The organism is Halomonas alkalisoli (assembly GCF_021412585.1).
GTDB classification, from domain to species: Bacteria; Pseudomonadota; Gammaproteobacteria; order Pseudomonadales; family Halomonadaceae; genus Halomonas; species Halomonas alkalisoli.
This window is the reverse complement of the sequence record NZ_JAKCMI010000023.1, coordinates 183,833-199,119: the sequence shown is the minus strand read 5'-3', so window position 1 is coordinate 199,119 and position 15,287 is coordinate 183,833. Positions and strand designations below refer to the sequence as shown.

The window sequence follows — 15,287 nt, the reverse complement described above, 5'->3', positions numbered from 1 at the left end:
CCATTTGGTTATAACAATATGCCTTTCGGAAGGGGGATGCTCAACCACATATCGAAAGTCAAGTAAATGAACAAGGCTGTACCCACTGGAAATGCAGCAACGATCAACCAGGATTTAACAGAGAAGAGCATGAGCAGCAGAGTCATATATAACCATGAAGACACTACAAACCCCAACCACTCTATTCCATAAACATAAGCCACTGTTAGTACCGCAAAAGATAGCGTTGCTGCCTTGTTGGTGATTTTTCTTTCGCTCGCCTCACCATTGGAGTCGTGACTATCCTTGCCAGCCAGGGATTTGCATACATAAGCAGCCACCAAAACGAAGAACGCCACGAGTATGACAAAATATATGGGCTGGATCATAAGTAAATTCACTTCACGTCTTGGCAAAGCGCTTACTTCCAGATAATAATAGGTTGCGTAAGCCAGCATGATCGAAGGTACGATAAACTCACCGCCCTTCTTGCCCAACTCTCTGAGAAACCCCATAAGCTCTCACCTCAAGCGATTCCGCCCGTCAAGAAAAAGGAGAGGCACACCAGCGCCCCTCCCCATCAATCAGTTTCCTGACAGCATGTCGCCGTATCTTTCTACGACCTCATGGATCTCATAAATGATTTCCTTTGACTCTTCAGGACCATAGAAGCCGGAAATCAGATCTGAGCCGAGATTTTCGATATGCGCCTGGTAAGCGTCGCTGTGAAACACCTCCCGGTAACTGGCAACGATGGCATCGAAAATTTCAGGGTTCTCTTCAGCAAAGCTAGTGTGTACGGCAAGAAACCGGTTATCGCCGATAGCGGGAAGGTCGGCCTCTGGAAAGGCTTCGTTTACTGGCGGGGCGTCCGGCCATCCAGGAAAGGTCTCATGTGAAGAAACGGCCAGCACACGGACCTGGTCGCCAAGCGTCATATCGCCGTATGCCGAAGAGAACGCTGCGTCTGAGTGACCACCCAGCAAATCTGTGCGCTGCTCGCCACCGCCGTCGAATGTCACGATATTGGGGTCCAGCTCAAGCGTATCGAGGAATGCCAGGCCAAATAGATGCGTCCCGGAGCCAGTCGCCATCGACATGGTAACGTCGCTTGGATTCTCGCGAATGCTCTCGACCAGGTCTTCGATGGTTTCGTAGGGAGAGTCGGCCCGAACGACGATCGACGTATAGTCGCGCTGCTCGATGTTGATGAAGGTGAAGTCTTCCAGATCGAAGTCGGCCCCTTGCGCCACGATGTTCATGCTTAGGGTCGGCTGGATACCAGCGAACAGGTAGTGCCCGTTGGCCGGCGAGCCGAGGAACGTTCTCGAGCCCAGCAAGCCTGAGGCTCCACCGCGATTGTCCACGATCATGGCGTAGTCGTGGTATTCCTCCCAGTGCTGGGTCAATCCGCGAGCAAAGCGATCGATGGAACCGCCTGCACTGAAAGGAAGAATGAGGCGAACGTTTTCCGTCGGCCATTCGGTAGCATTGGCAGAAAGGGCCATGCCCGGCGCTGCGGCCACAAGGACAACACCGGCAAAGAGCGCCTTGGCGGTCATTTTCTTCTTCGGCTGGACGGTCATACTTGCTCCTCTCTCTATTGTTTTTGCGATTGCTTTATGTGCGTCGTTACAGATTCATTCGAGATTGTTCTTGGCAATGCGAGTGCTTCAGGCGAGTCTCTCCGTGACGAAAACCACTCCCGTCTTGTATCCCAAACTAATTTATTGGATACGATCAGTCAAGAAAGCCTTTTACCCTACTTTTGTCTAGTCACCGACAAGCGAGCAATGTCGATCATGCATCCTCGTGCCGCGCCATTCGTCTCCTGCAAAATATCAATAAATTCAATGCAGTAATATGGCTTGATTACCACCAGCCGCTCCTGCCAGACGAACAACCTAGGACAGGCATGGCATCAGAAGGAGTCCGAAACAGCGCCTTCGGATTCGCGCTTATCTTCGATTAGGCACATTGGATACGAAAATTTAATCATTTGTAAGGTATCTCGGACCGCCTATGTGCCAGCTGTCAGCCTCTTTGGCGCACGCTCCCCCTCAGAATCGGCACGACCGGCAGGGTACGTTGAACCGGCGAGAGATGCCCCTCGCGCATTTGCGCAAGCAGCAGATCGGCTGCCACCGTCACCATCTCCTCAACCGGTTGGCGTAGCGTGGTAAGGCGATAGCTGGGCCAGGCCGCCACCGGGGTATCGTCAAAGCCAATGACAGAGACATCTTCCGGTACGCGCAAACCGAGCTCCGCTCTCAATGTCTCGATGACGGCTACCGCCATGTGGTCATTGGCGGCGAATACCGCATCGGGGTAAGGCTTCTGGGCAAAAAGGCGTCGCGTTGCCTCGCAAGCCTTGTCGAAACGGTACTCCCCGCTCTCTTCCGCCCAGCATGCGAGCCCTTGGGCCACAAGGGCATCGAGAAAACCCCGGCGGCGGTAGGCCCCCGTGGAGGAAGATGCCAGGCCGTTGAGGAAAGCCATGCGACGATGGCCCTGGCCAGCCAGGTAGCTGCCCACCCAGTATCCGCCGTGATAATTGTCGCTGGAAACCTGACTGACCCCCATGAAGTCCACTGTGCGATTGATCATTACAACGGGAATGCTGCGATCCACGCACTCCTGGGCAAAGGGGGTCGTCAACGTGGCCGCCAGCATCAGGATACCCTCGGCCTGGCTTTGCAGAATCTCCGACATCACGCCCGTCGTATCGCCATCGTCACTCACTAGGAACAGCAGCAAATGATACCCCTCGGACTGAAAAGCGCGCGAAGCGCGTGCCAGGGTAAGCGCATAGAAAGGATTATCGAGCTGTGAAACCACCACCGCGACGGTGCGTGAAGAGCGCATTATCAGCGAGCGTGCAATGGTGTTGGGGCGGTAGCCCAACTGCTGCGCTGCTGCCAGAACCACCTCACGGGTCTTGGGGGAAATGCTCCCCTGAGGTGAAAAACAACGGCTGACGGCCGACTGAGACACCCCGGCCAAACGCGCCACATCCCGGGAGGTTACTGGTCTTTGCTTCATGCATCTTGCTCGTCGATGGACTTCCGGTAAGCGCCAAGCGCCATCAGTTGGCGGTCGCGCCACGCCTGACGTTCGGCCAGCCCTTCGAGAGGCAGCGCCGAGCGCCGTTCGGCTTCCAGGGCCGCCAGGGTTTCTTCCTGCCAGGGCGAGGCGCCATCGCGCTGCGCATCCACATCGGCATAGAGCGGACCATAACGACGGGCGTAATCGGTCACCCCCGCCGGGGCATTGAGGTCGATCGTCTCGAACGGACCCATGAACGACCAGCGCAGCCCCAGGCCATGCTTGACGGTCTTGTCCAGATCCTCGGCCGACACATAGCCATCACGGAACAGACGCAGCGCTTCGTTGAGCAGCGCCCCCTGCAGGCGGTTGAGAATGAAGCCCGGCAATTCGCGCTTGACCAATACCGGCACCTGCCCCACCTGAGACATCAAGGCCAGCGTTCGCTCGACCGCTTCCTCACCGGTCTGCGGCGACGGCACCACCTCGACCACAGGCACCAGATAAGGGGGATTCACCGGATGCGCCACCAGACAGCGCTCCGGATGCCTCAGATGTCCCGTGAAGCGGGATGCCGCTATCCCCGAAGTAGAACTCGCCAGAATCGTATCCGGGGCCGTCGCCGCCTCCAGGCGGCTGTAAATCGTCTGCTTCACTTCAAGGTTCTCGGGGCCGCACTCCTGCACGTAGGCGGCCCCCGCCACGGCATGCGCCAGATCGGGCTCGATCCGAATACGTGCGAGTATCTCTTCGGGATCTTCGACCAGGCCGGCACGCTGCAGATCATGCAGCGACTGGCGAATCGCTTCCGTGGCGCCGACCAGTGCCTGTTCCTGGGCATCGTGCAGCCTCACCGTGCGCCCCGCTCGCGCGAAAACCATCGACCACGCCCGCCCAATCAGTCCTGCGCCCACTACCGCGATAGGTTCCGACATGCTGCCTCCTTTCGGCTCGAATCACCTGAAACCAGATAATTGCATTCGTATGCAAACGATACTAGCCTTGCGAAGAGCCGTCTGTCGAGGCAACTCGATTACTCTTCTAAATCCAGCAGGAAACCGCCATGATCCGACGACTGAAAACGGGCGCCACCAGCGAAGCCCGCGCCGAAGCCGACCGCAAGGTACGTGAAACCGTCGAACAGACGCTACAAGCCATCGAGGCAAGAGGCGACGAGGCCGTGCGCGAGCTTTCGGAAAAATTCGATCGCTGGTCGCCCGCCTCCTTCCGACTGACGCCTGACGAGATCGAAAAGGCCATGTCGGAACTCACGGCTCAAGAGCTCGACGACATCCGCTTCGCCCAAGCTCAGATACGTCGCTTCGCCGAGGCTCAGCTGGACAGCATGCAGAACGTGGAAGTGGAAACGCGCCCCGGCGTAGTGCTTGGCCATAAGCACATTCCGGTCAATGCCGTTGGCTGTTACGTTCCCGGAGGCGCCTACCCCATGGTCGCCTCCGCGCACATGAGCGTACTAACCGCCAAGGTGGCCGGTGTCAAACGGGTCGTTGCCGCCGCCCCGCCTTTCCAGGGCAAGCCGCATCCGGCCATCGTCACCGCGATGCATCTAGCCGGCGCCGATGAAATTCTGGTGCTCGGTGGCGTACAAGCGGTAGGCGCTATGGCCATCGGCACCGAATCCGTCGAACCGGTCGATATGCTGGTAGGCCCGGGCAACGCCTTTGTCGCCGAAGCCAAGCGGCAACTCTTCGGTCGAGTCGGCATCGACCTATTTGCCGGCCCCACCGAAACTCTGGTCATCGCCGACGAAACCGTCGATGGCCTGCTATGCGCCACAGACCTGCTGGGCCAGGCCGAGCATGGCCCCACCTCTCCCGCGGCCCTGCTCACCAACTCCGAAGCCCTGGCCAAGGCGACGCTCACCGCCATCGATGAACTGCTGACCAAGCTGCCTACTGCTGAGATCGCCCGCCAGGCATGGAACGATTACGGCGAGATCATCGTATGCGACACGCACGAAGAAATGCTCGAGGTGGCCGACGAGATGGCCTACGAGCACGTGCAGGTTATGACCGAAGATCCCAACCTGTATCTCGACAGGCTGACGAACTACGGCGCGCTCTTCCTCGGCCCGCGCACCAACGTGGCCTACGGCGACAAGGTGATCGGCACCAACCACACCCTGCCGACCAAGAAGGCCGCGCGCTATACCGGCGGGCTGTGGGTCGGCAAGTTCCTCAAGACCTGTACCTACCAGAAAGTGCTCACCGACGAGGCTTCCGCCGAGATAGGCGGCTACTGCTCGCGCCTGTGCGCACTGGAAGGGTTTGCCGGCCACGGCGAGCAAGCCAACGAGCGCGTACGCCGCTACGGCAAGCGTGACGTACCTTATGCCTCCGCGGTGCCGGTATGAAGCTGCCGCAAACCCCGAGCCTGCGCCTGGATGGGCGCAGCGCTCTCGTGACCGGCGCCAGCCAGGGCATCGGGCTGGCCTGCGCCTGCGCCCTGGCTCAGGCCGGCGCCCGGGTAACCCTGATGGCTCGCAACCCCGAGCGGCTGGAAGAGGTGGTGGCAGCACTTCACGCCGCCGGCCACGAAGCGGAAGGCCTGGCGCTGGACGTTCAAGACCAGGCCGCCACTCGCCGCGCCCTGGCGGGTCGGCGCTTCGACATCCTGGTCAACAACGCCGGCACCAACCGCCCCAAACCGATTAATCAGGTCACGGCAGAGGACTACGCGGTGGTCATGGAACTCAACGTCCGGGCAACCTACTTCCTTACCCAAACGGTGATCGAGGAAATGCCCACAGGTGGCAGCGTGATCAACGTGTCCTCGCAAATGGGGCACGTGGGCGCCAAGAACCGCAGCCTCTATTGCGCCTCGAAAGCCGCAGTGGAAGGCATGACCCGCGCCATGGCGGTCGAGCTGGGGCCTCGCGGCATCCGCGTCAACAGCCTTTGCCCTACCTTCATCGAAACCCCGATGACGCAACCCTTCTTCCAGGAACCCGGCTTCCGGGAGGCCGTGCTCGCTCAGATCCCGCTGGAAAGGCTAGGCCGCATCGAAGACGTGATGGGCCCGGTGGTATTTCTTGCCTCGCCCGCCGCCGGCCTGGTCACCGGCAGCGCCCTGATGGTCGACGGCGGCTGGACCGCGCATTGAACGTGCCGATACGACATACTCTAGTTAAGTCAGAGTGATCTTCTTACCCAGTACTCGTGTACACCGGTCTAAGCGCCTTGCTGGGCCTCAAAGACTTGGCACTTATCAGCTCAATCATACTGTTCTGTCTTCCAGGGCCAGCCTGGCAAAGCGTCCCTGATTCAGCGAGAGACAATCTGAGTATTACAGTGGGTCTTCTTCTTGCCGGGATACCCTTGTCGATCACCTGGGCCGGCATCGGCGCCTGGATCAGAGTCTCGCAGTGATCGCAGAACCACTTGCCGCGGATATGGCGCTCGGCGGTGAACATGCCTGGCGTGTAGTCGAGCTTCTCGCTGATCTCTTCACCGATTCGGCGCCGCTGGCAGCCACACGTGCAGTGCTCGCTCTCGGGTTCTTGACGGATCTCGACGCGCGGCAGCTCGTCGGGCGAGGGCTTGCGCGTGGGTTTTTGCTGGGTCGCCGTCAGTGTCGCTGCTGTCACGAGTTCTTCCAGCTCGACTTCGATGGCGGCGATGGCGGCATCGACCACTTCCTTCAGCAGACTGATCTGCAGCACATTGAGATGTTCGCTGCGCTGACCGAACGTGTGGCGCTTGAGCAGTGCCAGTTCGTGGGACAGCTTCTGGTTGACCTGCTCGCTGTGACGCAGCGCCTACTGGCTCTTTTCCAGTGCCTGCCCCTGCTGCTCAACCTGCGTCATCAGCGCGGCTGCCAGTTGGCGGAGCTGATCGGGTGAGAGCTGAGACAGGTTGGGTGGCATGTTCATGCGGCGTTTATGCCAGTCCGCTGGCAGTAGGGGGATGCGCGAATCATCGAATGGTCAGAATGGGCATTCTGTGCCGCTATGTGGTTCGAGAATCAAAGCACTGAAATGCTCCTGCCGGCCCGATGCGCTGCCAGGGCAGGCCCTGTACCAGCGCCGCCACCGCTCGGCCGACAACTCGACCCGGTCACCATGCCAGGTGCCGGCCCAGTTGAACTTGCCTTGATTGAGGCAGCGGGCACAGAGCCAGATCCCCAGGCCATCATGAATCAGCACCTTCATGCGGTTGCCGCGGCGATTAGCGAACAGATAAGCGCAGTGCGGCCGGGCGATGCCGAACACCTTTACCACCCGAGCCAGGACGGTATCGGGACCGGCCCGCATGTCCAGCGGCTCGGTGGCCAGCCAGATCTCATCGATTCGGCCCTGGGCTGACGCCAGGCACTCCCCTTGACTCCCTTCAGCAATCCCAACAAGGACAACAGCAACTGCGGCTGCGTCCCGACAGCAGTGTTACAGCGATTGTAGCCACCACGGCCTCGCTGACTGCTACGTCGCCTCCTCGTGAAACAATTGGTCAGTGCCAGCTTTGATCGGCTCCTTGGGAACCGGGGCCGAGCTCCGATACCGGCGGCTGACCGGCCATTCATCAGCCTGCTCCAGCAACACTGCGCCGACCAGCTGTGTTACCGCCGCGGTGTTGGGGACAGACCTGAGGGCAATGCGCTTTTCAAGCAGCACCGTTAGTGCCATGCTCTTGTCGGTCATCGTGGTTCCCTGGGTGGGTTGCCTGTTTGGCGGCTTGCAGCTTCCGCGAAAGCCACGGTGGCCTCACCTGCCTGAATGCCCCCTCCTGGGACGTTCCATTGCATTTTTTGGAGATGCGCGCTCGTATCCGGCTGCCTCCCATTTTCATCAATGACTCTTTTTGTCCCTCAGTAATCCGCGAGCGCTGCCGATGACTACTGCATGACGATACTTACCCATCTCGTGGTCGACCCTCATGCCCTGGGGGCTATTCAGGGCGAGCACCACATCCCCCTTGTGTTCGTATCATGGGTGGTCGCGCTGGCAGCCGCCTATACCGGCCTGGACATCATCAATCTCGTCGGCACGGACAGGCGAGCCAGTTGGCGCTGGCTCTGGTTGGTTGCCGGGGCCAGCGTAATGGGCCTTGGGGTATGGAGCATGCACTTCACTGGCATGCATGCCTACCAGCTAGATTTTACCGTGACCCACTCACCGGCCCTGACCGTGCTGTCTATCATTCCCGCCATGCTGGGGAGTTTTGCGATCATGCTGGTGCTCTCTCGCCAGCAAGTCCCACCCCATCGAACCTCGCTGCTGGCCGGGGCCGGCCTGGGACTCGGCATCGGGCTCATGCACTACATCGGCATGGCCTCCATGCGCATGCCCGCGACGCTCCATCACTCTCTTGGCCTGTTCCTGGTATCACTGGGCGTGGCCATCGGCCTCGGCATCCTGAGCGTCTATACCTACCGCCTGTTCCGCCAGGAGCGGGGCCAACAGCGCTCCCGAACTGGCGCCCTCATCTCGGCGCTATGCGTATCGCTTGCCATCAGCGGCATGCACTATGTGGCCATGCAGGCGGCCTGGTTCGTGCCTCTACCTGATGCCACAGCAGCGCCGCCGATGGCTCGTGAGTCGTACTGGCTGATCTACCTGATCAGTGGCAGCGCCTTGCTGACAGCGCTGCTTACCATCGTCGCCACTCGGGTTCAGCGCCGCCTGAAAGCCAGCGAGCAACACCAGCATATGACGCGAACCCAACTGCTGGAGGTGATCTCGGCGCTGCGCGATGGGGTTGTGCTATTCGATGACAGGGCCCGCATTCGACTCTGCAACCAGGCCTTCGAAAAATTGCTGGGATTAGAGAATGAAGGCACGGCTGGCCGCTCCCTATGGGAGTTGGCGTATGTCGATGACAGCCGGGCGTTGAACCTGCGCATCCAGCAAGCCCTGGCGAATAGCGGCGAATGGAGTGGCTTGATCGAGGCACAGCACCGCGATGGCACCTCCTTCCCTGCCTGGTTGAGCGTCACCCGTGTGCGCTACGCCGACAGTGACGAACGGGACTACGTCGCCTTGATCAGCGACCGCTCGGCCGAGCAACAGGCCCAGCAGCGGATCCTCTATCTTGCCTACCACGATTTTCTGACCGAGCTGCCCAATCGCCGGGCCCTGCAAGAGCGCCTGGATGATTCCGAGAAGCGCCGCGACGCCACCGCCCCTCTGGCTCTGCTGGCGCTGTTCGACATTGACCGCTTCAAATTTCTCAATGACAGCCTGGGGCAGGATGTCGGAGACGAGATGCTACGCCAGTTGGCCGCCCGTCTGCGTGGCTGGGCCAGCAACGATCTGTTCGTGGCGCGGCTAGATGGGAATGAATTTGCCCTGCTGACCCCACTGTCGACGCGGGATCGGTCCACCGCCGAACGTGAAGCACACCACCTGACCGACCGCGTCGTGGCCTCTCTTACCGCGGACTACCAGCTCCAAGGCCACACCTATCCGTGTCGAATCAATGTCGGCATGCTGATCTTCTCGCCCCACCAAGGTGGAGGCACCACACACCTATTCAAGCGCGCCGGCCTGGCCATGCTGGAGGCCAAGCGCGAGCGCAACGGTCTTCCTCGGCTGTTCTGCCCCGCGCTGGAGAAGGAACTGGAGGAGCGCCTTGCTCTCGAGCGCGAGCTTCGTCTCGCTATAGACAGCGATGAATTCCACCTGCACCTGCAGCCCCAAGTGGATGCCGTGCAAGGAGTGGTAGGCGCTGAAGCCCTGATCCGTTGGCAGCATCCAAGGCGCGGCCAAATATCCCCCGGGGGGTTCATTCCGCTGGCTGAGGAGAGTGGCCTGATTCTGCCACTTGGCAACTGGGTCCTGCAGGAAGGGTGTCGGTTGCTGGGAGAGTGGCGCCAGCAGCCAGAGCTGCGCGCGCTGAAGCTGTCCCTGAACGTTAGCGTGCGTCAATTCCAGCAGCCAGACTTCGTGAATCAGGTTCTCCTGGCTATTCAACGCCATGCCGCTGACCCAGCGTGTTTGACCCTGGAGCTTACCGAGTCCCTGTTGCTTAGCGACCCACAGGGGACCATCGAGAAGATGACCCTGCTGCGCCGTCAGGGCATCCGCTTCGCACTGGATGACTTCGGGACCGGCTACTCCTCCATGGCCTATCTCAAGTCGCTGCCCCTGGATACGCTCAAGATAGACGTCGCTTTCGTCCGCGACCTGAGTCACGACACACAATCGACACCCATCGCCGCCAGCATCATCGCCCTGGCAAAAAGCCTGGAGATGTCCGTGATCGCCGAAGGGGTCGAAACAGAGATGCAGCGCTCGGTTCTCGCCGGGTTGGGATGCAGCCTGTATCAAGGCTATCTGTTTGGCCGACCGATGCCACCGAATGAATTTCTGATCATGTTTCGCAGCAACGCCGAAGCCTGACATCAGAAAGTGTAGTGGCATAGTGAATCTGGCCACCTGATTTTGAGTGTATGATCACTCACATAGACAGTCAGGTGTAGATGATGACGAAGAAGAGAACGTTCAGTCCGAATAGATCCTAGGCAAAACGCTATACCAACTTGAACGGCTCTATATCGCGAAAGACCCCGGTCTTGGTCATGTCTCGCCTTAGCGTGAAGGCCTCCATGGCCGCTACCGGGTCGACTTGCTGAAGCTGGTCAAAGTCTATCTTGCTCCACTGCAAACGGGTGACCTTGACGCTGTAGAGGTATTGATCTCGCTCGCCACCTGTCGCGGAGTCGATGATTGGGCAGTAACCGGAGATCCGGGCCTCCTGCACGGTGGGTAAACGAGCAAATATCGCACCCAGCACGCGGAAAGCGATGCCGTGCACGTAGTCGCGATAGAGTTTGCGCTGCCGGGTCGCACTCAGTCTTTTCGGCGTGAGCTTCAGCCGCTTCGCCGGCATGGTCCACTCGCGGTCAGGCATTTCCTCCTCGGCAGGTAACTCGATATCCACGGCTATCGTGCGTTCGTCGGATCCGAGATCAAAATCAATCATCGTCTCTCGCGGCCACTCAATCTCTTCGAGGCGCTCGCGCAGGGTCTGCTCCATGGCATCAAGGTCGCCCCAGACGCCCTCCTCTTCCCTCTGCTGACGCGCGAACTCAGCGGCGTCGTGCTCAGTCTTGCGCCACTCCCACTGGCGATAGTCCTCGTCGAATGTCGCTTGGCGCTGATGGTTCTCCTGCTCGACCCGCTGCCTGGCCGGTGGCCATAGCCGATGCCACCAGGCAAGCGAGATGGATACCGGTGGTGAAGGCGGCGGCTCCTCAAAGCCCTGGGGGATATAGCCGCTGTTATCGGGGTGAGGCGTCTGCTCATGCAGCGTACCTAGCCGCACAAGATCTTCGTTCAACCGCTGGCAGTGTGCCTCCAGCTGCTCCCGGAGTGAGACTTCCGCATGGCGGCGCAGCACGCGCGCCTCAGCATCGCTCATCCGGAGACCATCAGCGTGAAAGTAATCGACCTGACCGCTGTCTCGCACCTCCAGTTGCACCGGCAAGGAAGCACCTTCTGCCAGCAGAGCCTCCAGGACTGACGCCGCGCTTCTGCCTGATGATGTCGAAGCGACAGCTCCCCGCCGCCCCCCATTTTTGGTATTGAGCTGTTGGCGGTAAGCCAGACCGGTGCCGGGAAGGCCGGCATGACCATGCACCCCACGGGGGCCTAGGTTAAGGCCAACCCCACGAGGCCCCACCGACAGGCCAAGGCCACGCTTGCTGAGGTTCAGCCGCAGCCCCGGCGCGAGGGTGATGCGGCGCTGGAATCGAAAGGCCATAGCTCTCCCTGAATGCTGCTCCCATGCACTGGGTAGCCTACCAGTTTATTATCCAAAGCATGACGGCCACATCATGCAGATGGCGTCGATCGAGCAGCTTTCCCGAGAAACACCTGGATAGATCAATCTTGGAGCACCGATCAGGAAGAACAACCCCACGAAGCCCCCCATCCAGGCGAAGAACAGCAGGCCACGGGCGTAGAAGGCCGGGGTCTCCTCGTCTTCAGCCAGGTCGGTGAAGTCACACTCCTCCTTCGCCCCTTGCACCCAGCCGTGGCCGAGGCCCTTCGAGCGCTCGGCGATGGCGCCACCCCTGGCCAGCAGATCGATGATCTCCGGCAGTGCGAACAGCCCCAACGCCACGATGACCAGCGACAGGCCATCGTATAGGGAGCGTGCCACCGCGCCTTCCAGCTTGCCCCCTAGTACTTCCTCAGCAGAAGTGTCGAGGGGGAGGTGCTGGAACTACAAACAATAGTCTCGGGAGAAGCATTGGTGGGAAAAAACCAGACGACCGCGATACTCATGGCGCAGTGACCTGATTGCGTCCTGCCTGTTTTGCGCGATACATGCGGCTGTCTGCGGTGTCGATTACGGATTCATATGTGCCTCCGTCGTGGCCGTACTGTGCAACACCGAGGCTTACCGTGAATCGAATCTGTGTCCCGGCAAGCGTAACAACTTCACGTTCAGTGAGCTGCCGTAATCGTTCCGCTATCAGCGCGGCGCCTTCGAGCGATGTGTCAGGGAGGATAAGGGCAAACTCTTCACCGCCTATGCGACCAACCAAGTCGCTGGGACGCAACGTCATCTTCGCCAGTTTGACAAATACTCTGAGCACTTCGTCTCCCGCTCTATGACCATGGTCGTCGTTGATCTGCTTGAAGTGATCAAGATCGATCGTCACAAATGAGAGCGGTGCCCCGCTGCGTTTTACGCGTTCAACTTCTGCCAAACCCCGAGCTTCAAATTCCCGGCGATTCGCGCAGCCCGTGAGTGAATCTGTTGCAGCGGAAACCTCAAGCGCTTCATGCGCACGTTGCAAATCAAGCAAGGCGTCGTCAGTTCGCGCTTTCTCCGCCCGGATCTGCTCAACCAGTTCTGCTTGACTGTAAACCCGGGAGAAGGACCCCGTTGTCAGGAACGCCTGGATGACGCCATAGCTCAATGCCATGAAACCGGCCGCAAAACTTGCGTGGGCCAGCCACCACATGTGACTCCATGCCGACCCCAGCAGGAAAGCGAGAGAGGATTGTGAGAAAAACAGGACCGACAATGCGTAGATCGTCATCAGGGGCGAGCGAATCCGCCGCACCGCAATGATCAACGCACAACTCAACATGATGCTCATGGCTGCAATTTCCAGCACCCACCGGGACAGCTCCGCCCACTGCGAGAAAGCCACTAGATAGACAAAGGCATTGATGGCCGAGAACGCTCCGAGCCAGGCCAGCCAATACCCTAAAGACCGTGCTTGAGAGGCGGGTTTTTCTTGCCGAACATATGTCATTAAACCAATTAACAGGCAACTGGCCATTACCAGCCGGGATGCTGGGCCATACAAGGTAAACAGCATAAGGTGGTCGGGTGAAAGACGAGTGAAGGCTCCGTGCAAACCGTAGATGACAGTAAATCCCAGAAAACCAAGCGTAAGCCAGCGTAGAAACAGCTCTTGGGTTTGGTGGTAACAGCGGTAAGTAACATAGGCGATGAATCCGCTCTGTAGCAGCGAAATGCCGATGGCAATTTCGTGAAAGCCATGATGTTCGAAGCGAAGCGCGGGGGTCTGAAAAAAATACAGGTAGGCAATCGAAAAAACTGGGACTAGCCCCACGAGCAACAGGATCATCACCGCGTACCCCTTGGCCAGGGTGCGGATGAAGCTTGGGGGGGCGGAATCGCTCGAAGATGTCATTGGGCGGCCTCAAGTTCCAAACGCAACACTATGGAAGGGTGTCCGGCCCAGCGACCGACTTCTTGAGCACCTCGGCATAGGCTTCCAGTCGTGCCATCCAGCTTCGCCACGATCCCCAGGCGAAGAGTATCGCGTCGGTGAGTCACGCGCTTCCCGGTTGTCCAACAGGCTCCGAGACGATACAGGGAAAGCCAACTGTAAAGTATGGAGCAGATGAAGATACAGCCAAAAAAGAAAAAGCCGCTGAAATCAGCGGCTTTTTCGGTATTCGTGGCGGAGGGGGAGGGATTCGAACCCTCGAAGCCTTTCGACTTACACACTTTCCAGGCGTGCTCCTTCGACCACTCGGACACCCCTCCACATTGTGGTCCTCACGCCCTTGGGCTGTGCCTTGTACGTCAGAACGGCGCAAATATTAACGGCTTAAGTGCGCGTTTGCAAGCCGGTTTTCGGCTTTCCCCGGTTCAGGCGGCGGACAGCACGGCGTAGTTGCCATGCGCTTCCAGGCAGAGCGTGTCGCCGCACCAGAGCTGCTGGACCAGACTGATCCGCCCTCGCCCACGACTCTGCAACTGCGCCGCCAGGCTGTCGGGCCCTTTCGGCGATTCAGGCGCGCAGGTCATGCGGTAGTCGCCGATCACCGGCGCCAGGAAGCGCTGTGTGGCCTCGGCCACGACGACGTCGCGGGCAAGCCCATGCTCGCGCAGCCAGAGCGTGGTCCAGCACCAGCCCAGCAGCGTGGACTGGGCGGTCAGGCCCCCACCGAAGCCGGTGCCCTTGTCGTTGAGGTTGGGAGCGAGCGCCAGCGCCCACACCAGCTGCTCCCCTTCCCAACGCATCTCGCGAATGCCCAGGTGCTCGACCATGGGGATCGCATCACTGAGCCAGGCAAGGAAGGCCTGCGCATCGTCCCGCTGGCCGGGCTCGGGCAGCGGCAGGCGCGGGTGAGGAATACCGATTTCGCGCATGGCTTCAGGTCCAGCGTTCGACGAAGTCGCTGAGGCGGTGCTCGGGAACGGGCCTGTGGCGCCCTGCCAACTGACCCAGGTAGATGAAGGCGATCAGCTCGTCTTCCTCTTCCAGGCCGAGGCCCTTGCGCACGGTGGGGTCGAAGGCGTACTTGCCGCTGCGCCACATGGCCCCCAGCCCCAGGGCGTGGGCCGCCAGCAGGATGCCATGGCCGGCACAGCCGGCCGAGACCACCTGCTCGATCTTCGGCACCTTGGGTATATCCGGTGTCACCTTCGCGACCACGGCAATGATCATGGGGGCCCGATGCGGCTTCTTGCGCACGGCATCCAGGGCCGCGTCGCCGACATCCGGGTCCTCGCGGAACTCGGCTTCGGCGAACAGCTCGCCCAGGCGGTCGAGCCCTTCTCCCGAAAACTCGATGAAGCGCCAGGGCCGCAGCTCCTTGTGGTCGGGTGCCCGCAGCGCGGCCCGGTAGATCGCTTCGAGCTGCTCGGGGCCAGGCGGCGGCCCCATGAGCTTGCCCATGGAGCTGCGTTCATGCAGCAGCGTCATCGCATCCATGATGTTCTCCTCATCGGTGGCGCATGGCCCCGTCGGTTATCGGTTCGAATCCAGGCTTTGTCCGAAAAGTGCCTGCGCTTGGCCATACGGCGTTA

The 15,287-nt window shown here is 60.0% G+C and carries 15 protein-coding genes and 1 tRNA gene; 3 read left to right on the top strand and 13 right to left on the bottom strand.

All coding sequences use genetic code 11. The features are described 5' to 3' along the window. Positions 1-8: 8 nt before the first annotated feature. The 4 genes from LY622_RS09490 to LY622_RS09475 all read right to left on the bottom strand — a co-directional run bounded on the left by LY622_RS09490 (position 9) and on the right by LY622_RS09475 (position 3,959). Positions 9-494 (bottom strand): tripartite tricarboxylate transporter TctB family protein, encoded by a 486-nt coding sequence (locus LY622_RS09490; RefSeq protein ID WP_234290656.1) that lies wholly within the window; start codon positions 492-494, stop codon positions 9-11. 69 nt (positions 495-563) lie between these two features. Beyond that, entirely contained in the window at positions 564-1,565 is a 1,002-nt protein-coding gene (locus LY622_RS09485) for a Bug family tripartite tricarboxylate transporter substrate binding protein (protein WP_234290655.1), read from the bottom strand. Positions 1,566-2,013: 448 nt separating this feature from the next. Continuing rightward, positions 2,014-3,021, bottom strand: a complete 1,008-nt coding sequence (locus LY622_RS09480) for a LacI family DNA-binding transcriptional regulator (protein ID WP_234290654.1) — start codon at positions 3,019-3,021, stop codon at positions 2,014-2,016. Continuing rightward, entirely contained in the window at positions 3,018-3,959 is a 942-nt protein-coding gene (locus tag LY622_RS09475; protein WP_234290653.1) for a 3-hydroxyacyl-CoA dehydrogenase, read from the bottom strand. The genes LY622_RS09480 and LY622_RS09475 overlap by 4 nt, the downstream gene beginning before the upstream one ends. 128 nt (positions 3,960-4,087) lie before the next feature. On the opposite strand from LY622_RS09475, the gene hisD reads away from it, so the two are divergent. Beyond that, positions 4,088-5,398, top strand: a complete 1,311-nt coding sequence (hisD, locus tag LY622_RS09470) for a histidinol dehydrogenase (protein ID WP_234290652.1) — start codon at positions 4,088-4,090, stop codon at positions 5,396-5,398. Continuing rightward, positions 5,395-6,147, top strand: a complete 753-nt coding sequence (locus LY622_RS09465; RefSeq protein ID WP_234290651.1) for an SDR family NAD(P)-dependent oxidoreductase — start codon at positions 5,395-5,397, stop codon at positions 6,145-6,147. Before hisD ends, LY622_RS09465 begins: the two co-directional genes overlap by 4 nt. 43 nt (positions 6,148-6,190) lie before the next feature. Here LY622_RS09465 and LY622_RS09460 read toward each other — a convergent pair whose 3' ends face one another. The 3 genes from LY622_RS09460 to LY622_RS09450 all read right to left on the bottom strand — a co-directional run bounded on the left by LY622_RS09460 (position 6,191) and on the right by LY622_RS09450 (position 7,681). Beyond that, entirely contained in the window at positions 6,191-6,751 is a 561-nt protein-coding gene (locus LY622_RS09460) for an IS66 family transposase (RefSeq protein WP_234290798.1), read from the bottom strand. Between the two features lie 219 nt (positions 6,752-6,970). After that, on the bottom strand, positions 6,971-7,318 hold the full coding sequence (tnpB, locus tag LY622_RS09455; RefSeq protein WP_255762530.1) for an IS66 family insertion sequence element accessory protein TnpB: 348 nt from the start codon (positions 7,316-7,318) through the stop codon (positions 6,971-6,973). Between the two features lie 144 nt (positions 7,319-7,462). Continuing rightward, positions 7,463-7,681 (bottom strand): transposase, encoded by a 219-nt coding sequence (locus tag LY622_RS09450; RefSeq protein WP_234290649.1) that lies wholly within the window; start codon positions 7,679-7,681, stop codon positions 7,463-7,465. Between the two features lie 201 nt (positions 7,682-7,882). Here LY622_RS09450 and LY622_RS09445 point away from each other — a divergent pair, with 201 nt between their 5' ends. Further along, complete coding sequence (locus LY622_RS09445) at positions 7,883-10,381, top strand: EAL domain-containing protein (protein ID WP_234290648.1); 2,499 nt, start codon at positions 7,883-7,885, stop codon at positions 10,379-10,381. Positions 10,382-10,511: 130 nt separating this feature from the next. Here the strand turns inward: LY622_RS09445 and LY622_RS09440 are convergent, their stop codons facing one another. From LY622_RS09440 to LY622_RS09415, 6 genes are all read right to left on the bottom strand, one after another. Further along, entirely contained in the window at positions 10,512-11,744 is a 1,233-nt protein-coding gene (locus LY622_RS09440) for a DUF4236 domain-containing protein (protein WP_234290647.1), read from the bottom strand. Between the two features lie 48 nt (positions 11,745-11,792). Then, entirely contained in the window at positions 11,793-12,146 is a 354-nt protein-coding gene (locus LY622_RS09435; RefSeq protein ID WP_234290803.1) for a hypothetical protein, read from the bottom strand. Between the two features lie 121 nt (positions 12,147-12,267). Then, entirely contained in the window at positions 12,268-13,659 is a 1,392-nt protein-coding gene (locus tag LY622_RS09430) for a GGDEF domain-containing protein (protein ID WP_234290646.1), read from the bottom strand. Positions 13,660-13,930: 271 nt separating this feature from the next. Next, positions 13,931-14,018, bottom strand: a tRNA-Ser gene (locus LY622_RS09425). 105 nt (positions 14,019-14,123) lie between these two features. Then, entirely contained in the window at positions 14,124-14,627 is a 504-nt protein-coding gene (locus tag LY622_RS09420) for a YiiD C-terminal domain-containing protein (protein WP_234290645.1), read from the bottom strand. 4 nt (positions 14,628-14,631) lie between these two features. After that, positions 14,632-15,192: a nitroreductase family protein gene (locus LY622_RS09415; protein ID WP_114478755.1), complete on the bottom strand. Its 561-nt coding sequence runs from the start codon at positions 15,190-15,192 to the stop codon at positions 14,632-14,634. Between the last annotated feature and the right edge of the window lie 95 nt (positions 15,193-15,287).